The sequence below is a fragment of the Pseudomonas cedrina subsp. cedrina genome (assembly GCF_001983175.1).
GTDB lineage: Bacteria > Pseudomonadota > Gammaproteobacteria > Pseudomonadales > Pseudomonadaceae > Aquipseudomonas > Aquipseudomonas cedrina.
This window is the reverse complement of sequence record NZ_MNPW01000003.1, coordinates 1-22,793: the sequence shown is the minus strand read 5'-3', so window position 1 is coordinate 22,793 and position 22,793 is coordinate 1. Positions and strand designations below refer to the sequence as shown.

The window sequence follows — 22,793 nt, the reverse complement described above, 5'->3', positions numbered from 1 at the left end:
TTCGTAGGCATTGGATGTGCTCCTTTTCTTGTTGTGTCTTTTTAGATAGAACACCATTGCAAAGAAAAATTGAATTACTTATTTTAAAAAAGATTTTAAATAATCTACCTGAAAATATCGCCTACGCTAGTCCCAGGTCTCTTATGTGCTGATTGTCCGACGGACAGGCACGCCGTTCAGGTCCTGGTGAGGCGATGGCTGAGGCCTTGATCAATTCCGGTCGGGTCGCCAGCAGCAGGGACGCAGAGGACCGAGCTATGGCTGTTGAATGGGTGATCGCTGCAGCTGTTTTTATCGGCGTGAGTGCCGCTTTATGGGGGTTCAGTGCCTGGATGACGCGCCGTATCGAAGCGGCCGTGCCAAACGACGGGCGTTTCGTGGAGGTCAACGGCGAGCGCTTTCATTACTACGAGGAGGGCAAGGGCCCGCCACTGGTGATGATTCATGGGCTGATGGGCAGCAGTCGCAACCTGACCTATGCCTTGTCCGGGCAACTGCGCGAACAGTTTCGCGTCATCACGCTTGACCGCCCGGGGTCGGGCTATTCCACTCGCCATAAAGGCACCGCCGCGGACCTGCCGGCCCAGGCGCGGCAGGTGGCTGGGTTCATCAACACCCTCGGCCTGGATAAACCGCTGGTGCTGGGGCATTCACTTGGCGGGGCCATTTCCCTGGCGCTGGCCCTGGACCATCCCCACGCGGTGTCGGGGCTGGTGTTGGTGGCGCCGCTGACCCATCCCCAACCCACGCTGCCGCTGGTGTTCTGGTCACTGGCGGTGCGCCCGGCCTGGCTGCGACGCTGGATGTCGCATACCTTGACCGTGCCTATGGGGCTGTTGACACGCCGATCGGTCGTCAAGGGCGTGTTTGCCCCGGACAGTGCCCCGCAGGATTTCGCCACCCGTGGCGGCGGGCTGCTGGGCATGCGCCCCGATAACTTCTACGCCGCGTCCAGCGAGATTGCCCTGGTCAATGACGCCCTGCCGGACATGGTCAAGCGCTACCCGCAGCTGACGCTGCCCATCAGCCTGGTCTATGGCGCGCGCGACAAGGTCCTGGACTTTCGCAAACACGGCCAGGCCCTCGCCGACAAGGTTCCGGGCCTCAAGCTGCAACTGGTGGAAGGGCGCGGGCATATGTTGCCCATCACCGCCACGGCGCGTGTAGTCGATGCGGTTCAGCAGCTGGCCAAGCGCGTGCGGCCACCTGAGACCACACCGGTTTTGCATCCGCCGTTTGCCCTGGTCGACAAATAATCGTGGCTGTCATTTCGGGTCAGCCGCTGCGAAATGCTTGCCCTAGAGACCTGACCCAGGCGCAGAAAAACAGACTGCCCGGTCACGTTGAAAAGGCCTCGAAAAAGTAGTTGACGACCTATCGATTCCGCGCTATTTCTTTAAAAAAATATTTCAATGTTTATTTTGAAATTGTTTTTGAAATGCCTAAGAGCGAATAAAAATGAAAAAAACGTCTTTTATCGCATGGTTGATTTCCTGGAGCACTCAGCGCTCCCTGAACCTGTTTTGCGCTTTCCCGCCGCGGAGGCTGCCATGAACCAGACTCTGGTAGCCCCAAGCGTATGGACCGACAGCAAGCGTCACCTCTGGTGGCTGGGCATCATGCCTTTGGCCACGCCGCTGCTCTGCGGAGCCTTGGCGATCACCACCGGTATTCAGTCACTCTGGTGGGTCGGCGTGCTGGTGATCTTCGGCCTTATCCCGTTGATCGACGCCCTACTCGGTGAGGACGTAAGCAACCCGCCCGAATCCGCCGTCAGCCACCTTGAGTCCCAGCGTTATTACCGCTGGATCGTCTACACCGGCGTGCTGTTCGTCCTCTCATCGGTGGTGATCACCGGTTGGCTGGCCGCCGGCGGGATCGATTGGATCATCCACGGCGGCTTGTTGCAGACGACCGCGAACCTCGAACCCTCCAGTGCGCTGTCTCAACTCGCCAGCTACATCACCGAGCGCACTCAGCTGCATGGTGAAGTGAGCGCGCTTACCTATCTGGGCATGGCCATGTCGACCGGTGCCGCCACCGGCATTGCGATCAATACTGCCCATGAACTGGGGCATAAACCCAATGCGCTGGAAGTGTTCCTGGCCAAGGTTACCCTGGCCCCGACCTTCTACGGGCACTTCTACACCGAACACAACCGTGGTCATCACGTACGCGTCGCCACACCGGAAGATCCGGCCAGCTCGCGCCTGGGAGAGAGCTTTTGGGCGTTCCTGCCGCGCTCGGTCTGGTTCAGTGCGCGCTCGGCGTGGAACCTGGAGCGCGAACGCCTGCGCAAACTCGGCCTGCCGACCTGGCACTGGCGCAACGGCGTACTCAGCGCGTGGATGTACAGCCTGGTGCTGTGGGGCGCGATGATCGCCTGGCTGGGCGTGGCGGTGATCCCGTTCCTGATCATCCAGGGCATCTACGGGTTCTCGCTGCTGGAGGTGGTGAACTATGTCGAGCATTACGGGCTTAAACGCCAGAAGTTGCCCAATGGTCGTTATGAACGTTGTTCGCCACGGCATTCATGGAACAGTAATCGTATTGTCACCAATATCTTCCTGTTCCAATTGCAGCGTCACTCCGATCACCATGCCAACCCGACCCGTAGTTATCAGTCGTTGCGCCACTTTGATGAATCGCCGCAATTACCCTACGGCTACGCAAGCATGATTGTCTGGGCCTATGTGCCTTACTTATGGCGGCGTCGAATGGATCATCGCGTGCTCAACCATTATGCCGGCGATATCAGCCTGGCCAATCTTCAACCTTCACAGCGGTTGAAGTATCTGGAGAAATACAGCGGCGCTGCCAAGCCGTTCTGATGTGAATTGAAAGTTGTGGGTGTGCTCGGGGCTGTGTATCTCGCGGTCGCTGTCGCCCACTGTTTCCCACGCCAGTTGCACATTAAGTAGTTTGACCCGAACAACAATAATTTAAAGGGAAGGACGCACCATGCACTCACCCGCCAAGTTCACTGCTCATATTGTATTGGCCGCCCTGGGGCTGATCGCTTATCACCAGGCCCAGGCTGCCAGCATCGAACCCGCCGGCAGCGCCTTCACGGCCCAAGGCCCCATCAGTTTCTCCAAAGGTGCACTGATCAGCGCCGATTGCACCATCAAGGTGGCCGGCAACGTGGCGGCCGATGGTTCATCGGTGAATGTAAACAAGGTTGAATTCGACGGCGGCCTCAAGTGCAGCCGGGTCGAAGCCATTAACTTGCCCTGGGTATTGGTTGCCAAGGACACCAGGAGCGGTTCCATGTCGAAGATCAGCGTGGATGTGCATGCGTTTGGCCTGGGCGGCAAATGCGGGCCTTCTACCGCAGAAGGTACTTGGGACAACGCCACCGGCAAGTTGGAAGCCGCCAATGTACCGATTGGCGAAGACTGCACGATCAAGACGGTGTCGATCAAGATGCCGCCGAACTTCAAGGTGGTTGAATAACACACTCCGAATGCGTAGCGGTAATTGATGAATTTGGCTGAGAAGGGAAGTTCTGCAGCATCACCGTGATTTCTCTTTCATGGCCATTACCCCCGGCGAAAGACTCGCCATAACATGTGAGGAACAACAATGAAAAGTTTGAAAACCCTCGTATCGTTGTCTGCTTTGGCTGTTTGCATGGGTGCGGCTTCGATGGCGAATGCTGTCAGTATCGCCCCCGTCAGCAGTACCTTTTCTGCTTCCGGTTCGCTCACGGTGAAGTCGCCGTCTTCGTTTCAGTTGCCCATTACCTGTAATGTGAAGTTTGATGGCACGGTTAACGGCACGGGTATTGCAAGCATCAATACGGTGACGGTCTCGGGCTCCAATAATTTGTGCAAATTGCCAAAAATCACCGGTGTGCCATGGACGCTGACTGCCACAACGCTTTCGGGTAGTGCAGGCACCGGTAACGTGACAAATGTTGGCTACACCATTCCCGGCTCCGTGTTTCCCGCTTCCAATTGCGGTCCGGCAACTGTCGCGGTGTCCTACAACAATGGCACTGGCGTGTTGACCGCTACCCCGGCGAACCAGCCGCTGGGTTCGAGCTGCACACTTCAAAGCCTGAGTGTGACGGTGACCACGTCGCCGCTGTTGCAGATTGTCCCTTGATGCTGTTGTGAACTCGGGCTGATCACCTGCAGTGAAGGCAGGCGCCTTCCAGAAGGCGCCTGTTGAGGCAAGCCAACGCACTTACGGGTTGGTGCTGCATAAAAATAATAAGGAGTGGAGCATGAATAATAAGAAACAGCAGGTACACGCATCTTTCAGCCTGGCCTTGCTGGGCGGGTTGATGATCGTGTCGGGAGCGGTCCAGGCGGGGGCGTTCATGACTCCAACCACCAACGCCGCCGGCTGGGGCCGTGCATTCGGGGGTGGTTCGTTGTTCAAGAACGATCCGTCAGCGGCTTATAACAACCCGGCGGCAATGGCGTTTATCGATAAGAGCATTTCGCAGTTCACGCTCAACTACGCCAATATCGACATCAAATATAAAGGTAACGCTTACGACTACTCCGGACGCCCAACCGCTGCCACTACGCTTGACCCGGATACCTTTGAATCGACCTACAACACCCGCACAAGCAATGGAGGCCAAGCTGGTTTTGAAGCGTGGGTGCCCACCGGGTTCATGGTCATGCCGATCAACGATCGATTGAGTTTTGGCCTGAGTCAGGTCGTGCCTATGGGCGCGCGAACCAGCTACGACGATGACTGGAAAGGCAGGGACTTTGCGGTCGACACCAAAATTGAAACCGTCGGGCTCACAGGCTCGCTATCGTTCAAAGTCAATGATCAGTTTTCTATCGGTGCCGGCGCCATACTCCAGCACACTTCAGGTTTTGTGAGCCAAAACGTTGACCTCTATGCGGCGGCGTCACAGTCACCCGACTTCGGGGGGGTTGAATTTCCGGCGGGCCTAGGTGGCGCGTTGATGCGCGTCAAGGTGGACAATACCTCGCTGGGTTGGTTTGCCGGTATCGCCTGGAAACCGACTGATCATGACACGCTGGGGTTGAACTATCACGCCAAGATAAAGAACAAACTCGAAGGCAAATACAACATGTATGCCGACCCACAATCTCGGCTGATCATGACGACGCCCGTGGTCGATGGCAAAACCCTGGTGGAGTTGGCGTACCCAGGCCTTCATCTTTATCCTGACGGCGCCAATGCCTCAACGCGACTGGATATTCCCGCCACCGCGTCTTTCGATTGGGTACACCAGTTCTCTGAGCGCTGGGGCGTCGGCTTCAGTGCTACCTGGACAGACTGGTCGTCGTTCAAGGCGCTGACCCTCAAATCAGAGGGTTCCACCATCGTATCGATTCCCTACCGCTACAAGGATGCCTGGCAGTACTCGCTCGGCACCGATTACAAACTCACCGATGACTTGACCGTGCGCACGGGGGTTTCTTTTGATCAGACGCCCACGCCGGACGCCACCCGCGACCCGCGCATCCCCGATGGCGATCGCACATTTGTTTCCTTGGGCTTCGGATACAAAATCCGCGCGGTTCCCGGGCTAAGCGTCGACGGCGCATATTCGCACCAGTTCGTGGAAACCGTGAAGCTGAGAACTGAAAACGTCAATCGTCTAGGCGGCGCCACGCTTGATGGCAAGTCAGAGGCCCGGGGTGATGTGGTCAGCCTGTCCGCCACTTACGAGTTTTGAGCCAGCGAGCCTCGCATCGGCGGGTCGTCACAGCGACCCGTTCCGATCTTCCTGCAGATAGGTAGACCCGGCGAAACCCGTCGTGCGTATTTTTTGCCTAGCGATTAAATAAAAATTTCAAAAAATAATTTTAATTTGGTTTGTCGAGGTCCGAATCTTCAGGCGATGTTGTCTCTGTTTCGGCTACCTATGCGTTCTAAGTCAGTACCCCAGCATTAAGGATAAAGCGCCAAGCGCATCTTGGCGCTTTATCCTCTGCGCTCCTTCTTAACGGGATGCTCACGCAACCCGTTCATATCTCCTACTTGTCCAAGGTGCGAAGTTATCGCTGTTGGGCAAACTTCCTACGCTCATGGGAATATACCAATTGCGCATGTTATTTGCGTGGTTTGGTACTACTAATCGCTCAGATTATTCCTATTTCGGCTTGTGTTCAGATGCAAGAAAGTTGTTCTACCTAATTGATATAAGTTTCCAGGGAAGAGCAATGATTGAACACGCCTCTGGCAAGTCAGCCGCTCATATTAAATGGATCGCTGTGGGCCTGTCGTTTGTCATCAAGTCTTACTTGGATGGCGTTGCCGAGCGCGCCCACATTAAAGTATTCAGCTGAGATTCTTTTTATGTGCCGATCAGTGAGTTGATGATTTGGCTGGACCAAAGGGCCTGTTGTTTGCGCAGGGCTTTTTGATCACGGCCATTACCCCCGGCGAGTCACTCGCCTTTATAGATGAGGAATAATAAAGATGAACTTCAAGACCCTCGTATCGTTGTCTGCCCTGGCAGTTTGCATGGGTGCCGCTTCCATGGCCAATGCCTATAGCATCACTCCTGTAAACACCAACTTCACCGCTCCTGGCACGATCTCGGTGAAATCGCCGTCTTCCTACCAGGCTGCCGTTAACTGTAGGGCGACCTTCACCGGCAATGTCGACGCCGCGGGTGTTGCGAAGATCACCGGCGTTGCCGTCACCGGTGGTGGTCTTTGCAGCTTGCCCAAGATTACCGGGCTGCCGTGGACATTGACGGCGACCGGGACCACCCAGGGTTCTGTGTCCAACGTCGGTTACACCATCGCCGGGTCAATCCTGTACCCGGCCTCGAAGTGTGGTGCTTCGACCATCACCTCCAGCTACAGCGGTGGCGTGCTGACCGCGTCCAATCAATCCCTGGCGGGCAACTGCACCGTGGTGAGCCTGAGCGTCAAGCCGACGCCTGCATTCACCATTGTGCCTTGACGCTGGCTTGAGCACACAGGGCTGATCGCCCGTTAAAAGACCGGCGCCTCAAGCGAGGCGCCGGTTGCGCAGGCTGAGGGCTATCGCAGTAAGGAGTGCCGTATGAATGATAAAAAGCGACAGGTACGGGTTCTGCTGGGGCTGGCATTGATCGGCGAGTTGCTGATTGCCTTGCCTGTGCAGGCCGGCGGTTTCTCCACGCCGACTTATGGCGCACCCGGTTGGGGGAGGGCGTTCGCGGGCGGTTCGCTGTTCAGGAACGATCCCAGTTCGGCGTATAACAACCCGGCCGCCATGGCCTTCGTTGATCGCAACATCGCGCAGTTCACGGTTGACTACGCACGCATCAGGATCAAGTACAAAGGCGACGCCTCTGACTATGCAGGCAACCCCATCTCCACTACGCCGCTGGACAGCGATGGCTTTCCCGACGGCTCGGCAACCACTGTCAACACCAATGATGGCGGACAAGGCGGGTTCACGGCCTGGCTGCCGACGGGCTTCATGGTGATGCCCCTGGGCGATCGATTCGCCTTTGGCCTGAGCCAGGTTGTGCCCCAGGGCATGCGTTCAACCTGGGATGAAGACTCGAAACTGCGCGGCTTTGCAGTGGACACCAAAATTGAAACCGTAGGGCTGACAGGGTCCTTGTCGTTCAAGGTCAACGAGCGGTTTTCCATCGGGGGCGGCATGATCGTCCAGCACAGCAAAGGCTTCGTCAGCCAGAACATCGACTTGTTGTCGGCGGCGGCGGTGTCCGATTCCGAATTGGGCGGCATTCCTTTTCCGTCTGATGTCGGGGGCGCGCTGATGCGCGTCAAGGTCGACAATATCTCGGCAGGCTGGTTTACCGGCGTCGCCTGGAAACCCACGGACAAAGACACCGTGGGCTTGAACTACCACGCCAGGATCAAGAACAGGATGACCGGCAAGTACAACATCCATGCCGATCAATTTTCCTACAACCTCATGACCCAACCGAGCCCGTTCGGCGGTAGCGGTACGCTGGTCGGCACGGCTTATCCGGGGCTCGAACTGTTTCCGGACGGTGCCCGAGCCAGCACCCGGCTGGATATTCCCGCCACTGCTGGCCTGGACTGGGTGCACCGGTTCAATGATCGTTTAACCCTGGGCGCAAGTGTGGTCTGGACGCAGTGGTCGTCGTTCAAAGACCTGACGCTCACGTCCGGCGACGTCACGATCGTCTCTATTCCCTACAACTACAAAGACACCTGGATGTACGCCCTCGGCGGCGACTTCCGTGCGACCGATGAACTGACCTTGCGTGCAGGCCTGGCCATTGACCAGACGCCCACGCGCAATTCGACCCGTGACCCGCGAATACCGGATGGGGATCGCACGTTCCTGTCCCTTGGCGCCGGGTACGAGGTGAAGGCAGTCGAGGGCCTGACACTGGATGTTGCGTATTCCCACCAATTCGTTCAGCAGGTGAAGTTGAAGACCCGCAACGTCGACCGCCTTGGCGCTGCGAACCTTGACGGCAAGGTCAATGCGTCCGGTGACGTCGTCAGCCTTTCGGCCACTTACGCCTTCTGACTTTTCAGGATAACCACCCCTCCAAGGTACTGATTGACCAGGCGGCCCGCTCAGCCGCCTTTTTTTTCGCTCAAGGATTAAATAATAATTTCAAAACAAAATTTGAATATAGTTTTCGAATTTTGTAGTGTGGCGTTACGCCGCATGTCATCCGACCTGGCGCACGTAGCCGTACCCTGAATCGAGTAGAGGTATTTCCATGGTTATCTGGTTAATAGTGGGTTTCGCAGCAGCGATCGCCCTGGCCTATCGACAAGCGGCTGCCGCCATGTGGTTGGGCGCTGGCGTGCTCTGGCTGGCGGCGGGATACCTGTTCAATGCAGTGGCCGGGTTCGGCACTGGCGTCGCGGCGGTGCTGGTGGTGTTGCCGGCGTTGCTGATGACCCTCAAACCCCTGCGCCGCACCTTGCTCACCCGCAAGGCCTTGGACCTGTTTCGCACAATCATGCCGGCGATGTCCGACACCGAGCGTGCCGCCATCGAGTCCGGCACCGTGTGGTGGGACGCCGAGCTGTTCAGCGGCAAGCCCGATTGGCAGCGCTTGTTGCAAGCCGCACCGGCCAGCCTGAGCGCCGAAGAGCAAGCCTTCCTCGACAACGAAGTGGAAACCCTGTGCGACATCGCCAACGACTGGGAAACCACCCAGGTCTGGCAGGACATGTCGCCCGAAGGCTGGCAGTACACCAAGGACGCGGGCTTCCTGGGCATGATCATTCCCAAGCAGTACGGCGGCAAAGGTTTCTCCCATTATGCGCACTCGCAGGTGGTGATGAAGCTGTCGACGCGCTGTTCGGCGGCGGCGATTTCGGTGATGGTGCCCAACTCCCTGGGGCCGGCCGAGCTGCTGTTGCATTACGGCACCGATGCCCAGCGCAATTACTACCTGCCGCGTCTGGCGCGGGGTGAAGACATTCCCTGTTTTGCGCTGACCAGCCCCTATGCCGGCTCCGATGCGGGGGCGATCCCGGACCTGGGCATTGTCTGCAAAGGCCTGCACGAAGGTGAGCAAGTGCTGGGTTTTCGTGTGACCTGGGACAAGCGCTACATCACCCTCGGCCCGATCGCCACGGTGCTCGGCTTGGCATTTCGCGCAGAAGACCCGGACGGGCTGCTCGGCCAGCCGGGTTCGCTGGGCATCACCTGCGCGTTGATCCCCACGTCCCACCCCGGCGTTAACAGCGGGCGGCGTCATTGGCCCCTCAATGCCGTGTTCCAGAACGGTCCTACCACCGGCAAGGATGTGTTCATCCCGCTGGAATGGGTGATCGGCGGCCGTGAGCAAGTCGGCAACGGCTGGCGCATGCTGATGGAATGCCTGGCCGCCGGGCGCGCGATTTCCCTGCCGTCGTCCAACGTTGGTCTGGCCAAGGTCGCGGTGCGCGGCACCACCGCCTATGCCGCGATGCGCAAGCAGTTCGGCCTGCCCATCGGCAAATTCGAAGGCGTGCAGGCGCCCCTGGCGCGGATGGCCGGGCACCTGTATGCCTGCGATGCGGTGCGCAAAGTTTCGGTGGCCTCCCTGGATGCGGGTGAGAAGCCGTCGGTGATCTCGGCCATCGCCAAATACCATGTCACCGAGCGCGCGCGGATCATCGTCAATGACGGCATGGACATCGTCGCCGGCAAGGGCATTTGCATGGGCCCCAACAACTTCCTGGCCCGGGCCTACCAGCAAAGCCCCATCGCCATTACGGTGGAAGGCGCGAACATCATGACGCGCTGCCTGATCATCTTTGGCCAAGGGCTGATCCGCTGCCATCCCTATGTGTTGCGCGAGATGGAAGCGGCGCGCAACCCTGACCGGCGCAAGGCGCTGGAAGACTTCGACAGCGCCCTGTTCGGCCATGTGAGCTTTGTGCTGGCCAACACCGTACGCGCAGCGGTGCATTCGCTGACCGGTGGGCGGCTGATTTCCGTACCGGCCAAAACCGAGCCGGCGTTGGCGTCCTACTACCGTCAGGCCAATCGCCTGTCGGTGGTGTTGGCCCTGATTTCGGACGTTTCCATGGGCGTGTTGGGCGGGGCTCTCAAGCGCAAGGAAAGTATCACCGGGCGCCTGGGAGATATTCTTTCGCAGCTGTACATCCTGTCCTGCGTGCTCAAGCGTTTTGAGGACGACGGCCGGCCCCAGGCCGATCTGCCGCTGGTGCATTGGTCGGCCCAGGATGCGTTGCTGCGCGCCCATGAAGCCTTGGCCGAAGTGCTCGATAACTACCCGTCCAAGCCTGCTGCCGCAGTGCTGAAGGCGTTGACCTTCCCGTTCGGTATCCCGCTGCGCAAACCTTCGGACCGCCTGCTGGCCCAGGTGGCCGATGTGGTGCAGGTACCGGGCGAAACCCGCGACCGCTTGCTGGCCAACTCCTACATTCCTCGCCCGGAAATCGACAAATTGGCCTACGGCGAACTGGGCCTGCGCCTGTTGCCGCAGGTCGAGCTGATCGACGCCCGACTCAAGCCTGCCGTCAAGCAAGGCCTGATCGAACCGCTGCCGATCTCCGCCACCGCCTTCATCACCTGGCGCGTCAAGGCGCGGGCGCTGGACCTGATCAGCGACGACGAAGAAGCCTTGCTGGCGCGCTATGTGGAATATGCCGATCACGCGATCCAGGTGGATGACTTCCCGCAGGACTTCGGCCTGCTGGAGGCGTTGCAGCAGCGTAAGCAGGCGTTGGAACCGACGGCGAAACGCCGCACGACCCAAGGCGAAAACGCACCGGTCAGCTGAGTCGCATTGAATGAACGCGGTCAGTATGGGAGCTGGCTTGCCTGCGATACAGGCACCTCGGTCTGTCAGTTCAACCGAGGTGACGCCATCGCAGGCAAGCCAGCTCCCACAGTGGATCGGGTTTACACGGTCAGAATTTGTGTGAGTGCCTTATGAGTGACAGCTACCTTTCGTTCGTCAATTCCCCCTGGGGCCGTCGCCTGGCCCAGGCCGTCGGTTTGCCGCAGCCCTTGCCCCTGCAACGCCATCGCAGCGGCCAACAAGGCCTGGCCAACCCGGTCATCGTCGCCGGGGCAGGGCGCCTGGCCGCCGAGGTGCAGCGGATTTTCGCGGCCACCGACACGGTTACCGCTACCCCGGCCACGCTCACGGCGCCGTCCACGGTCAAGGTGCAAGGTGCGGTATTCGACGCCAGCGCCGTGGCCGGTCCGCAACAACTGGACGAGCTTTACGGGTTCTTCCACGCCAATGCCAGGCGCCTCGGCCAACATGGCCGGGTGGTGGTACTTGGCACCGCGCCGGAACATTGCGAGGGTTTGCCCCAGGCCATCGCCCAGCGCGCCCTCGAGGGTTTGGTGCGTTCGCTGGCCAAGGAACTGCGCCGGGCGATTACCGTGCAGTTGATCTACGTGGCACCTGGCGCCGAAGACGCACTGGACAGCAGCTTGCGCTTCTTCCTGTCGCGCCGTTCGGCCTATGTGTCGGGGCAAGTGGTGCGCCTTGAAAAACCGGTGGACGGCCATGTCAGCGTCAATTGGGACAAGCCTTTTGCCGGCCGCCGCGCCCTGGTCACCGGCGCGTCCCGAGGCATTGGCCTGGCGATCGCCCAAGTGCTGGCGCGCGACGGCGCCCACGTGGTTTGCGTGGATGTGCCCCAGACCGAGGCCGCGCTGCAACAGGCGGCGGACAGTCTCGGTGGTTCGGCGCTGCCTTTGGATATCACCGCGGCGGATGCCGTCACACGGCTGCAAGCCCATGTCAGCGAACACGGTGCTTTCGATGTGCTGGTGCACAACGCCGGGATTACCCGCGACAAGACCATCGCCAAAATGACCGAGGCCGCTTGGCGCAGTGTGCTGGCGGTCAACCTCGAGGCGCCGTTGCAGTTGAGCGATGCATTGCTTGAGAGCCAGGGGCTCAACCCCGGCGGACGCATCGTCTGCGTGTCGTCGATCTCCGGCATTGCCGGCAACCTGGGGCAAAGCAATTACGCGACGTCCAAGGCCGGCGTGATCGGCCTGGTGCAGAGCCTGGCACCGCGTGCGGCAGCGCAGCATGTCACCGTGAATGCAGTGGCGCCGGGGTTCATCGAAACCCAGATGACTGCAAAAATCCCGCTGATGATTCGCGAAGCGGGGCGGCGCATGAATTCGCTGTCCCAGGGCGGGCAGCCGATCGACGTGGCCGAGACCATTGCCTGGCTGGCGCACCCGGCATCTGGCGGGGTCAACGGCCAAGTCGTACGCGTGTGCGGCCAAAGCCTGCTGGGAGCCTGAGCCATGGACTACGTGACGCAGATTATCGACTCGCCGCCCTCGCGCACCCGCTTGTTGCTGGACGGCGTGCGGGCCTTGCGCAAGCCCAAGCTCGACGGTGCGCCTGTTCTGCCCAGGGCGCGCCTGGTGCGCTCGGCGGTGGAACTGTCCGCCACCGGCATCGCCGCGTATGCGCGTGCTTGTGGTTTTCGCCGCGAGCAGGGCGTGCCGTTGTCGTACCCCCATGTGTTGGCATTCCCGTTGCACTTGATGCTGTTGACCCGCCCGAGTTTCCCGTACCCGGCCAGCGGCATGGTGCACCTGGCCAATCGCATTCGTCAGCACCAGCGCCTGAACGTAGGCCAGGCGTTGCGCCTGGAAGTGTATTGCGAGCGCTGGGTCGCCCATCCCAAAGGCCAGGCGCTGAGCATCGCCACTCGCGCCTACGGCAACGGCTGCCTGGTGTGGGAGAGCGACACTCTGTACCTGCGCCGTGACGTCAAGGGCCCGATTGGCGAGCCGTGGGACGACGCGCTGCCGTTGCCGGAGGAAGGCTTGCTGCGCACCCAACGCTGGGTGCTGCCCGCCGACCTGGGCCGGCGCTTTGCCAAGGTATCGGGCGATTTCAACCCGATCCACACGTCGGTGATCGGCGCGAAGCTCTTCGGCTTTCGCCGCGCCATCGCCCACGGCATGTGGACCCTGGGCCGCGCGCTGGCGGCGCAGCAACCGCCCGGCGGGCTGGACCAGGCCGAGGCCCATTGCGACTTCAAGCTGCCGATTTTTCTGCCCGGCCAGGTGGCGCTGTGGAACCTGCCGGTGACAGGCCCACGCCGTGAATTCGAAGTGCGCAATTTCGCGGGCGACAAACCCCATATGCGTGGGTTGTTTATTTGGAATGAGAGCCTTAAATGACTGAATACAGCTTCAACCCGGTGCAGGTTCGCCGCGTGGCGATTATCGGCGGCAACCGCATCCCGTTTGCGCGCTCCAATACGGTTTATGCCCACGACAGCAACCAGGACCTACTGGTCGCCGCCCTGCAGGGCCTGGTCGATCGTTACAACCTGCACGGCCAACGCCTGGGTGAGTTCGCCGCCGGCGCGGTGATCAAGCATTCGCGGGACTTCAACCTGGCGCGTGAGTCGTTACTCTCGACCACGCTGTCCCCCGACACACCGGCCTACGACGTGCAGCAAGCCTGCGGCACCGGCCTGGAAGCGGCGTTGCTGGTGGCCAACAAGATCGCCCTCGGGCAGATCGAGGTGGGCATTGCCGGCGGTGCCGACACCACCTCCGACGCACCCATCGGCATTAACGAGTCCTTGCGTCACACCTTGCTCGCGGCCAACCGCGCCAAGGGCATGGGCGACAAGCTCAAGGCGCTGCTTAAAGCCCGACCCTCGATGTTGTTCAAGCCGCTGCTGCCGCGCAATGGCGAGCCGCGCACCGGTTTGTCCATGGGCGAGCACTGCGAAGCAATGGCCAAGCGCTGGCAGATCAAGCGCCTGGCCCAGGATGAGCTGACGCTCACCAGCCATCAGCGCCTGGAGGCGGCTTACAAGCGTGGCTTCTTCGACGACTTGATCAGCCCCCATCGCGGCCTGGCGAAGGACAACAACCTGCGTGCCGACGCCAGCCTGGCGAAACTCGCCGGCCTGGCGCCGGCCTACGACCGACAGGACGGCACGCTCACCGCGGGCAACTCCACGCCGCTGACCGATGGCGCCTCGGTGGTGTTGCTGGCCAGCGAAGAATGGGCTGCCGCCAATGGCTGGCCGGTGCTGGCTTATCTGCGCACCGGCGAGACGGCGGCGGTGAATTTTGTCGACGGCACGGAAGGCTTATTGATGGCCCCGGCCTACGCGGTGCCACGCATGCTCCAGCGCGAAGGCCTGGGCTTGGAGGACTTCGACTTCTTCGAAATCCACGAAGCTTTTGCCGCCCAGGTGTTATGCACCCTCAAGGCCTGGGAAGACGCCGATTACTGCCGCGCGCGCCTGGGCCTGGATGCGCCGCTGGGCGCCATCGACCGGGCGAAGATGAACGTCAACGGTGGCTCACTCGGCTGCGGCCATCCCTTCGCCGCCACGGGTGGCCGGCAATTGGCGACGCTGGCCAAGACCCTTCACGAAAACGGCGGCGGCCGCGGCCTGATTTCCATCTGCGCGGCGGGCGGGCTGGGCATTACCGCCATCGTCGAAAAGTAGTTTTGCCAAAAACAACAACAAGGAAACTGCCATGAACGCTGTAAGCCTGGAACACACCGAACGGATCTGGCTGAACGCTTACTTGCCCGGCGTCCCGGCGGATATCGATGCGGCTATCGAAGACTACCCCTCGTTGCGCGAGGTATTCCTCGAACATCTGGAAAAATTCCACGAGCGCGTGGCGTATGTCAGCATCGGCACCGAAATGACCTATGCCGACTGGCAGGTGCAGGGCATTGCATTCGCCGCCTGGCTGCAGGCCCAGGGCGTGCAGAAAGGCGATCGCGTGGCGCTGATGATGCCCAACTGCTTGCAGTACCCGATCTGCCTGCTGGGCACGATCCTGGCCGGCGCGGTGGTGGTCAACGTCAACCCGTTGTACACCGCCCACGAGCTCAAGCATCTGCTCAAGGACAGCGGCGCGCAAACCGTGGTGATCTTCGAAAATTTCGCCCATACCCTGGAAAAAGTCATCGCCGGCAGCAGCGTCAAACGCGTGGTGGTCGCCGCCATCGGCGACTTGCTGGGCACCTTCAAGGGGGCGGCGATGAACTTCATCCTGCGCACTGTGCAAAAGCAGGTGCCAGCGTTCAATTTGCAGGGATCGGTGCGGTTCAACCAGGCATTGAAGCTGGGGCGCGGGCTCACCCATTTCCCGGTGGACCTGCACCGCGACGACCTGGCCTTCCTGCAATACACCGGCGGCACCACCGGCGATGCCAAGGGCGTGATGCTCAGCCACCGCAATATCATCGCCAACCTGTTGCAAGCCAAGGCCTGGGTCGGCGACCAACTGGACCAGGACAAGCAGGAAACCAACGTCACCCTGCTGCCGCTGTACCACATCTTTTCCCTGACGGTGAACTGCCTGATGTTCATGTGCCTGGGCGGGCGCAACATCCTGATCGCCAACCCTCGGGACGTGAAGCGGGTGCAGATGATCCTGCGCAAGGAACGCTTCAACGGCATTGCCGGGGTCAACACGCTGTTCAATGGCTTGCTGGAAAACAAGGAGTTTTGCGCGCGGGACTTTTCCGACCTGCGCATGGTGATCGCCGGCGGCATGGCCACGCACACGGCGATCGCCAAGCGCTGGAAGGAGGTCACCGGGTTGCCGATCATCGAAGGTTACGGCCTGACCGAGTGCTCGCCGGTGGTGAGCATCAGTCCGATTAATATTGCCCGCATGCGTGAGATGGAATTCACCGGCAGTATCGGCGTGCCATTACCGTCGACCTGGGTGCGGTTCATGCGCGAAGACGGCGAACTGGCCGACATCGGTGAACAGGGCGAACTGCAAGTGCGCGGCCCCCAAGTGATGCAGGGTTACTGGAAACGTCCGGAGGCCACGGCCGAGGTGCTGGACGCCGACGGGTGGTTGTCGACCGGTGATATCGGCGTGATGGATGAGCGCGGCTACATCCGCCTGGTGGACCGCAAGAAGGACATGATCCTGGTTTCGGGCTTCAACGTGTACCCCAATGAAATCGAGGACGTGGTGGCGTTGCACCCAGGGGTCGCGGAAGTGGCGGCCATTGGTGTGGAAGACGGTGTGACGGGGGAACGGGTGAAAATCATTGTGGTGCGCAAGGACCCGAACCTGACCCAGGAGCAGCTCCTCGCCCATTGCCGGGTCTACCTCACGGGGTACAAGGTGCCTCGGTATGTGGAGTTTCGGACCACTGAATTGCCCAAGACCACCGTGGGCAAAGTGCTGCGCCGGGCTTTGCGTTAAGCCCTCACGGCTAATCCTGTGGGAGCCGGGCTTGCCCGCGATGACGGTGTGCCAGTCACTGCATCTATCGACTGAGACACCGCCATCGCAGGCAAGCCAGCTCCCAAAGGGTATGCGGGTGTTTTTTAGACCGCGTTCACGTTTACCCAGCGTTCTTCACGGGCCGCCAGGCGAATCGCCGCCGCCAGCCGCTCCACTTCCCACGCCGCGTCGAAATCACTGCCATCCGCACCCTGGCCGGCGCAGGCCATGATCAACTCCTGCACCTCCAGCGTCTTCAACTCGTTGTAGCCCAACTGATGCCCCGGCGCCGGGCTGAACGCCGCGTATCCAGGCAGGGCGGGGCCGGCCAGTAGGCGTTGGAAACCGGATTGGCCGGCGCGATACAGGCGCAGTTCATTCAAGCGCTCCTGATCGAAGGCCAGGGTGCCTTGGGTGCCGCTGATCTCGAAACTTAAGTGGTTTTTATAGCCGTGCTTGACCCAACTGCTGCTGATGGTGCCTCGGGCGCCATTGGCGAAACGCAGCAGTGCATGCACCTGATCGTCAACGGTGATTGCGCGCAGATCATGGCTGTCGGCGCTGGCGGGACGGAGTTTGAATACGGTCTGGGTATCGGCGCACACGCTTTGGATATCGCCCACCAAGTAACGCGCCATCGCCAACAAGTGGCTGCCCAGGTCGGCCAGGGTGCCGCCGGCATGCTCCGCGTCACAGCGCCAGGCCCACGGTGTTTTTGGATCGGCCATGAAATCTTCGCCGTTCTCGCCCTGGAAGCTGATGATCTCGCCCAAGTCGCCGTTGGCGATCATCTGCCGCGCCCAGACGATCATCGGATTGTGCTGATAGTTGTAGCCCACCCGCGTCACCACGCCGGCCGCACTGGCGGCGCGGCGCATCGCGTCGGCTTGTTCCAGAGTCACGGCCAATGGTTTCTCGCAATACACCGCCTTACCCGCTGCAATCGCCGCCATGGCCATGGGGTAATGCAAATGATTGGGCGTGGTGATCGCTACCACGTCCACATCGGGGTCATCGATCAGCGCTTGCCAGTCGCCATGGGCCCTGGCAAAGCCCCACGCCGTGGCGCAGTGCTGGGCGCGTGCGGTATCGGCATCGGCCAGGGCGGCCAGTTTGAGGTGCACAGGCAGTTCAAACACCGTGCGCGCATTATTGAACGCCAACGCATGGGCACGCCCCATGAAGCCCGTGCCAATCAAGCCGATTCCGAGTTCACGCATCGCCAGGGTCCTTTTGAATTATTGTTGTTCAGAAGGCGTATTAATGGAATAAAAATTCCCAAAACTCAATAGATGGAATAAAAATTCATATCACGATCAATGATCACCCCGGCGAATACAGCTACATTCAGCCTATGGCCAAACGCCGCCAGTTAACAAAAGATAACGTAGCGCCGATTGTCAGACGATTCGAAAGCCCGATAGGATGGCCGCTGCTTCCTCCGGGCGCTCTAGATTGCAGGTTTCAAGGCCGCGGAAGGCAGCGATAACAATAATAAATGGGAGAAAGGTCTATGAGTGAGCCTGTCATGGGTTGGGTTGTTTGCCGCCCGCGCGCCGCACGCAAGGTTGCGTTGCTGGCCACAGCGCTCTCGCTGCTGATCGGTGGCGCGTTGTCGACACCGGTACTGGCAGCCAGCGATACCACCGCAACGCCTGCGTTTGCGATTGAATCGCCCAAGGCCGTCAAAGGCCTGATGATCGACGTGGTGCATGCCGGCAAGCGCCTGGTGGCCGTCGGCGACCGCGGGCACATCCTCTTTTCCGATGACCAGGGCAACACCTGGACCCAAGCCAAAGTCCCCACCCGGCAACTGCTCACGGCGGTCTTTTTTGTCGATGACAAGCAGGGCTGGGCGGTGGGCCACGATGCGCAAATTCTCGCAAGCGTCGACGGCGGCGCCACCTGGACCCAGCAATACCAGGACCTCAAGCGCGAAGCCCCGTTGCTCGATGTGTGGTTCAACGACGCCAGCCACGGCCTGGCTGTCGGCGCCTACGGTGCATTGATCGAAACCACCGACGGCGGCAAAACCTGGGCAGACGTCAGCGACCGCCTCGACAACGAAGACCAGTATCACCTCAACGCCATCGCCCACATCAAGGACGCCGGCCTGTTTATCGTCGGCGAGCAGGGCAGCATGTTCCGTTCCAGCGATGACGGCCAGACCTGGGAAAAACTCGAAGGCCCCTACGAGGGCTCGCTGTTCGGCGTGATCGGCACCGCTCAACCGCAGACCCTGCTGGCCTACGGTTTGCGCGGCAACCTGTACCGCTCCACGGATTTCGGCGGCACCTGGGAACAGGTCGAATTGAACGCGGCGCGGGGAGCGCTGGAATTTGGTCTGTCCGGCGCGACCTTGCTGGAGGATGGCGCCATTGTCGTCGTCGGCAATGGCGGCAGCGTGGTGGTCAGCCATGACGACGGCCAGACCTTCAGCGTGTTCAATCGCCCGGACCGTATCTCACTCTCGGCGGTCACAGCGGCGGGCAATGGCAACTTGATTCTGGTCGGGCAGGGCGGCGTTCGCGTCGCGACAGCTGCTGGCGCCGAACCGACAAAACAATAAGAAGGCGGGCAAAGAATGAGCAGTCATCACAACGATAAAGCGACCTTTCTTGAGCGCCTGATCTTCAACAACCGCCCGGCGGTGATCGTCATCTGCCTGCTGGTGAGTATTTTCCTGTTCTGGCAGGCGACCTTGATTCGCCCGTCCACCAGCTTTGAAAAGATGATCCCCCTCAAGCACCCCTTCATCGAAAAGATGATGGAGCACCGCAACGATTTGGCGAACCTGGGCAACACTGTGCGCATCTCGGTGGAAGCCAAAGACGGCGACATTTTCACCCAGTCATACATGGAAACCCTAAGGCAGATCAACGACGAGGTGTTCTACATCTCCGGCGTTGACCGCTCGGGCCTCAAATCGCTGTGGAGTCCCAGCGTGCGCTGGACCGAAGTGACCGAAGAAGGCTTTGCCGGTGGCGAAGTCATCCCACAGAGCTACAACGGCTCGCCGCAAAGCCTCGATCAACTGCGCAACAACGTGCTCAAGTCCGGCCAGGTCGGGCGCCTGGTGGCCAACGATTTCAAATCGAGCATCGTCGATATCCCGCTGCTGGAGTCTTACCCGGACCCGCAGGACCAGGGCAAGCTGCTGGCCCTGGACTATCGCAAGTTCTCCCATGAACTCGAAGACAAGATTCGCGACAAGTTCGAAGCGCAGAACCCCAACGTCAAAATCCACATCGTCGGTTTTGCCAAAAAGGTAGGCGACCTGATCGACGGCCTGGTGATGGTGGTGCTGTTCTTCGGTATCGCATTCGTCATCACCCTGGTGTTGCTGCTGTGGTTCACCCACTGCCTGCGCAGCACCATCGCCGTGTTGAGCACCACGCTGGTGGCGGTGGTCTGGCAACTGGGGCTGATGCACTTCTTCGGTTTTGGCCTCGATCCCTATTCGATGCTGGTGCCGTTCCTGATTTTCGCCATCGGTATTTCCCACGGTGTGCAGAAGATCAACGGTATCGCGCTGCAATCCAGTGAGGCCGACAATGCGCTGACGGCGGCGCGACGCACGTTCCGGCAGCTGTTCCTGCCGGGGATGATCGCGATCCTGGCCGACGCCGTGGGCTTTATCACGCTGCTGATCATCGACATCGGCGTGATCCGCGAGCTGGCCATCGGTGCGTCCATCGGTGTGGCGGTGATTGTGTTCACCAACCTGATCCTGCTGCCGGTGGCGATTTCCTATGTCGGCATCAGCCAGCGTGCCATTGCCATCAGCAAGAAAGACGCGCACCGCGAGCATCCGTTCTGGCGCCTGCTGTCCAAATTCGCCAGCGCCAAGGTCGCACCGGTCTCGATCCTGCTGGCGCTGGTCGCCTTCGGTGGCGGCCTCTGGTACAGCCAGAACCTGAAGATCGGTGACCTTGACCAGGGCGCGCCGGAACTGCGCCCGGACTCGCGCTACAACAAAGACAACAACTTCATCATCAGCAACTACTCCACCAGCTCCGACGTGCTGGTGGTGATGGTCAAGACCAAGGCCGAAGGCTGCTCGCGCTATGAAGCCATGGCGCCCATCGACCAGTTGATGTGGAAAATGCAGAACACCGAGGGCGTGCAGTCGGCGATCTCGCTGGTGACCGTGTCCAAGCAGATGATCAAGGGCATGAACGAGGGCAACCTGAAATGGGAAACCCTGTCACGTAACCCCGATGTGCTGAACAACTCCATCGCCCGTGCCGATGGCTTGTACAACAACACCTGTTCCCTGGCGCCGGTACTGGTGTTCCTCAACGACCACAAGGCCGAAACCCTCGACCGTGCGGTGCATGCGGTGCAGGACTTCGCCAAGGAAAACAACAAGGACGGCCTGGAGTTCATCCTGGCAGCCGGTAACGCCGGGATCGAAGCGGCCACCAACGAGGTGATCAAGGAGTCCGAGCTGACCATCCTGATCCTGGTCTACCTGTGCGTGGCGACCATGTGCATGATCACCTTCCGTTCCTGGGCGGCGACCTTGTGCATCGTGCTGCCGCTGGTGCTGACCTCGGTGTTGGGTAACGCGCTGATGGCGTTCATGGGCATCGGCGTCAAGGTCGCCACCTTGCCGGTGGTGGCCTTGGGCGTGGGGATCGGCGTGGATTACGGCATCTACATCTACAGCCGCCTGGAAAGTTTCCTGCGCGCCGGCCTGCCGCTGCAAGAGGCGTACTACCAGACGCTCAAGTCCACCGGCAAGGCGGTGCTGTTCACCGGTTTGTGCCTGGCGATCGGCGTGTGCACCTGGATCTTCTCGGCCATCAAGTTCCAGGCCGACATGGGCCTGATGCTGACCTTCATGCTGCTGTGGAACATGTTCGGCGCGCTGTGGCTGCTGCCGGCGCTGGCGCGGTTCCTGATCAAGCCTGAAAAATTGGCGGGGCAGAAGGGCAATTCGTTGTTCGCCCACTGATTCAGGGCCCGACACATTCCAACCTGTGGGAGCTGGCTTGCCTGCGATGGCGGTGGTTCAGTCAACAGATGTATGGCTGACACTCCGTCATCGCGGCATGGGTATCTACACAACTTTCAACGGTGTGTGGCGAGGAGCTTGCTTGGCGGCCTTCGAGCCGACCGTTTTTTGGGGTTTGACCGAGTACATATCCGTTGCTGTGGTAACGGCGGCTTAGGGTTCCGCCCTTACGGCCAGCCCTTTCAAGGTCTTTGATAAAATCCCCCAAAACTCCAGTCAGGGTGACGAAAGCGATGTGGGCAGAAGTTCTAGCGCGGTTTGAGAAAAAAGCACCGGCCAGTGTCATGACCAAAGTGATACTGGAGCAGGTCGTTCCTGGCGAATGGGTCGATCAGGTGTTCGAAGAACATCGTCAGCGGCAATATCCGCGTGAGCTTCTGTTCTCAACCATCGTTGAACTGATGTCCCTTGTTTCATTGGGCTTGCGACCATCGTTATATGCTGCTGCACGGCAGATGGAGGATCTCCCCGTCAGCTTGGCGGCGCTGTATGACAAGGTCAGCCGCACAGAGCCTGCGCTGCTGCGCGCCCTGGTCACCGGCAGCGCAGAGCGCTTGGCACCAACGATAAAAGAACTGGGGCACTCAGCCATTTTGCCTGGCTGGCAACTGCGGGTCGTCGACGGCAATCACCTGCCTTCCAGCGAAAAACGCTTGGGCGCTTTGCGCCGTGAGCGGGGGGCCGCCCGGCCTGGTTTTTCGGTAGTGGTTTACGACCCCGACCTGGATCAGGTCGTCGATCTTCAGCCCTGTGAAGATGCCTACGCCAGTGAGCGAGTCGGCGTTCTGCCGTTGCTGGAAAAAGCCTGTGCGGGGCAGCTGTGGATGGCTGATCGACTCTATTGCACGCTCCCGGTCATGGAGACCTGCGAAGAGTCTGGAGCCTCGTTCATCATTCGCGAACAGAGCAAACATCCACGCCTGCTTAAGGAAAGCGACTGGCAGGAGCCTATTGCCGTCGCGGCAGGTCACGTGCGTGAGCAGACCATCGAATTAAAAGGTGGACGCCAGTGGCGGCGTGTCGAACTGAGTCTGCAAACCCCCACCGACTCTGGCGACACTACGTTGTTGTTCTGGAGCAACTTGCCCGACTCCATCAGTGCCGAACAAATCGCCGATTTGTACCGCCGTCGCTGGAG

17 protein-coding genes are annotated in these 22,793 nt (G+C 60.2%); 16 read left to right on the top strand and 1 reads right to left on the bottom strand.

What is annotated here, in order from left to right:
• Positions 1 to 194 precede the first annotated feature (194 nt).
• The 13 genes from BLL36_RS05885 to BLL36_RS05830 all read left to right on the top strand — a co-directional run bounded on the left by BLL36_RS05885 (position 195) and on the right by BLL36_RS05830 (position 16,614).
• Positions 195 to 1,256 carry an alpha/beta fold hydrolase gene (locus BLL36_RS05885; protein ID WP_076950537.1) on the top strand — a complete coding sequence of 354 codons (1,062 nt, stop codon included), beginning with the start codon at positions 195 to 197 and terminating at the stop codon, positions 1,254 to 1,256.
• A 294-nt stretch (positions 1,257 to 1,550) separates the two neighbouring features.
• Positions 1,551 to 2,831 (top strand): alkane 1-monooxygenase, encoded by a 1,281-nt coding sequence (locus BLL36_RS05880; RefSeq protein ID WP_076950536.1) that lies wholly within the window; start codon positions 1,551 to 1,553, stop codon positions 2,829 to 2,831.
• 130 nt (positions 2,832 to 2,961) lie between these two features.
• Positions 2,962 to 3,456: an alkane oxidation protein activator PraA gene (gene praA / locus BLL36_RS05875; protein WP_076950535.1), complete on the top strand. Its 495-nt coding sequence runs from the start codon at positions 2,962 to 2,964 to the stop codon at positions 3,454 to 3,456.
• 129 nt (positions 3,457 to 3,585) lie between these two features.
• Positions 3,586 to 4,110 carry an alkane oxidation protein activator PraB gene (gene praB / locus BLL36_RS05870; RefSeq protein ID WP_076950534.1) on the top strand — a complete coding sequence of 175 codons (525 nt, stop codon included), beginning with the start codon at positions 3,586 to 3,588 and terminating at the stop codon, positions 4,108 to 4,110.
• A 121-nt stretch (positions 4,111 to 4,231) separates the two neighbouring features.
• On the top strand, positions 4,232 to 5,674 hold the full coding sequence (locus tag BLL36_RS05865; RefSeq protein WP_076950533.1) for an outer membrane protein transport protein: 1,443 nt from the start codon (positions 4,232 to 4,234) through the stop codon (positions 5,672 to 5,674).
• A 487-nt stretch (positions 5,675 to 6,161) separates the two neighbouring features.
• Positions 6,162 to 6,287, top strand: a complete 126-nt coding sequence (locus tag BLL36_RS31250) for an oligogalacturonate lyase family protein (protein ID WP_231998981.1) — start codon at positions 6,162 to 6,164, stop codon at positions 6,285 to 6,287.
• A gap of 133 nt (positions 6,288 to 6,420) precedes the next feature.
• A complete protein-coding gene (gene praB, locus BLL36_RS05860; RefSeq protein ID WP_076950532.1) occupies positions 6,421 to 6,912 on the top strand; it encodes an alkane oxidation protein activator PraB in 492 nt (163 codons plus the stop codon).
• Between the two features lie 102 nt (positions 6,913 to 7,014).
• Positions 7,015 to 8,469 carry an outer membrane protein transport protein gene (locus BLL36_RS05855; RefSeq protein ID WP_076950531.1) on the top strand — a complete coding sequence of 485 codons (1,455 nt, stop codon included), beginning with the start codon at positions 7,015 to 7,017 and terminating at the stop codon, positions 8,467 to 8,469.
• A 199-nt stretch (positions 8,470 to 8,668) separates the two neighbouring features.
• On the top strand, positions 8,669 to 11,194 hold the full coding sequence (locus BLL36_RS05850; RefSeq protein ID WP_076950530.1) for an acyl-CoA dehydrogenase: 2,526 nt from the start codon (positions 8,669 to 8,671) through the stop codon (positions 11,192 to 11,194).
• Between the two features lie 152 nt (positions 11,195 to 11,346).
• The gene (locus BLL36_RS05845; protein ID WP_076950529.1) at positions 11,347 to 12,690 is read left to right on the top strand and encodes a 3-oxoacyl-ACP reductase; all 1,344 of its coding nucleotides are present in this window, start codon (positions 11,347 to 11,349) and stop codon (positions 12,688 to 12,690) included.
• Positions 12,691 to 12,693: 3 nt separating this feature from the next.
• Positions 12,694 to 13,584: a MaoC/PaaZ C-terminal domain-containing protein gene (locus BLL36_RS05840; RefSeq protein WP_076950528.1), complete on the top strand. Its 891-nt coding sequence runs from the start codon at positions 12,694 to 12,696 to the stop codon at positions 13,582 to 13,584.
• Positions 13,581 to 14,879 (top strand): acetyl-CoA C-acetyltransferase, encoded by a 1,299-nt coding sequence (locus tag BLL36_RS05835; RefSeq protein WP_076950527.1) that lies wholly within the window; start codon positions 13,581 to 13,583, stop codon positions 14,877 to 14,879. The genes BLL36_RS05840 and BLL36_RS05835 overlap by 4 nt, the downstream gene beginning before the upstream one ends.
• Positions 14,880 to 14,910: 31 nt before the next feature.
• Entirely contained in the window at positions 14,911 to 16,614 is a 1,704-nt protein-coding gene (locus BLL36_RS05830) for an AMP-binding protein (RefSeq protein ID WP_076950526.1), read from the top strand.
• 125 nt (positions 16,615 to 16,739) lie between these two features.
• Here BLL36_RS05830 and BLL36_RS05825 read toward each other — a convergent pair whose 3' ends face one another.
• Positions 16,740 to 17,855: a Gfo/Idh/MocA family protein gene (locus BLL36_RS05825; RefSeq protein ID WP_076950525.1), complete on the bottom strand. Its 1,116-nt coding sequence runs from the start codon at positions 17,853 to 17,855 to the stop codon at positions 16,740 to 16,742.
• 308 nt (positions 17,856 to 18,163) lie between these two features.
• Between BLL36_RS05825 and BLL36_RS05820 the strand changes: the two genes are divergently transcribed.
• The 3 genes from BLL36_RS05820 to BLL36_RS05810 form a co-directional block, all read left to right on the top strand.
• Positions 18,164 to 19,204: a WD40/YVTN/BNR-like repeat-containing protein gene (locus BLL36_RS05820; protein ID WP_083735262.1), complete on the top strand. Its 1,041-nt coding sequence runs from the start codon at positions 18,164 to 18,166 to the stop codon at positions 19,202 to 19,204.
• 15 nt (positions 19,205 to 19,219) lie between these two features.
• A complete protein-coding gene (locus BLL36_RS05815; RefSeq protein ID WP_076950523.1) occupies positions 19,220 to 21,595 on the top strand; it encodes an efflux RND transporter permease subunit in 2,376 nt (791 codons plus the stop codon).
• A gap of 344 nt (positions 21,596 to 21,939) precedes the next feature.
• On the top strand, positions 21,940 to 22,793 hold an 854-nt coding region (locus tag BLL36_RS05810), incomplete at its 3' end, for an IS4 family transposase (protein WP_139341025.1).

What these genes read in the sequence shown, in the direction of transcription:
- BLL36_RS05885 (WP_076950537.1), top strand. Translation starts at nt 195, where the DNA reads ATGGCTGAGGCCTTGATCAATTCCGGTCGGGTCGCCAGCAGCAGGGAC.
- BLL36_RS05880 (WP_076950536.1), top strand. Translation starts at nt 1,551, where the DNA reads ATGAACCAGACTCTGGTAGCCCCAAGCGTATGGACCGACAGCAAGCGT.
- praA (WP_076950535.1), top strand. Translation starts at nt 2,962, where the DNA reads ATGCACTCACCCGCCAAGTTCACTGCTCATATTGTATTGGCCGCCCTG.
- praB (WP_076950534.1), top strand. Translation starts at nt 3,586, where the DNA reads ATGAAAAGTTTGAAAACCCTCGTATCGTTGTCTGCTTTGGCTGTTTGC.
- BLL36_RS05865 (WP_076950533.1), top strand. Translation starts at nt 4,232, where the DNA reads ATGAATAATAAGAAACAGCAGGTACACGCATCTTTCAGCCTGGCCTTG.
- BLL36_RS31250 (WP_231998981.1), top strand. Translation starts at nt 6,162, where the DNA reads ATGATTGAACACGCCTCTGGCAAGTCAGCCGCTCATATTAAATGGATC.
- praB (WP_076950532.1), top strand. Translation starts at nt 6,421, where the DNA reads ATGAACTTCAAGACCCTCGTATCGTTGTCTGCCCTGGCAGTTTGCATG.
- BLL36_RS05855 (WP_076950531.1), top strand. Translation starts at nt 7,015, where the DNA reads ATGAATGATAAAAAGCGACAGGTACGGGTTCTGCTGGGGCTGGCATTG.
- BLL36_RS05850 (WP_076950530.1), top strand. Translation starts at nt 8,669, where the DNA reads ATGGTTATCTGGTTAATAGTGGGTTTCGCAGCAGCGATCGCCCTGGCC.
- BLL36_RS05845 (WP_076950529.1), top strand. Translation starts at nt 11,347, where the DNA reads ATGAGTGACAGCTACCTTTCGTTCGTCAATTCCCCCTGGGGCCGTCGC.
- BLL36_RS05840 (WP_076950528.1), top strand. Translation starts at nt 12,694, where the DNA reads ATGGACTACGTGACGCAGATTATCGACTCGCCGCCCTCGCGCACCCGC.
- BLL36_RS05835 (WP_076950527.1), top strand. Translation starts at nt 13,581, where the DNA reads ATGACTGAATACAGCTTCAACCCGGTGCAGGTTCGCCGCGTGGCGATT.
- BLL36_RS05830 (WP_076950526.1), top strand. Translation starts at nt 14,911, where the DNA reads ATGAACGCTGTAAGCCTGGAACACACCGAACGGATCTGGCTGAACGCT.
- BLL36_RS05825 (WP_076950525.1), bottom strand. Translation starts at nt 17,855, where the DNA reads ATGCGTGAACTCGGAATCGGCTTGATTGGCACGGGCTTCATGGGGCGT.
- BLL36_RS05820 (WP_083735262.1), top strand. Translation starts at nt 18,164, where the DNA reads ATGGGTTGGGTTGTTTGCCGCCCGCGCGCCGCACGCAAGGTTGCGTTG.
- BLL36_RS05815 (WP_076950523.1), top strand. Translation starts at nt 19,220, where the DNA reads ATGAGCAGTCATCACAACGATAAAGCGACCTTTCTTGAGCGCCTGATC.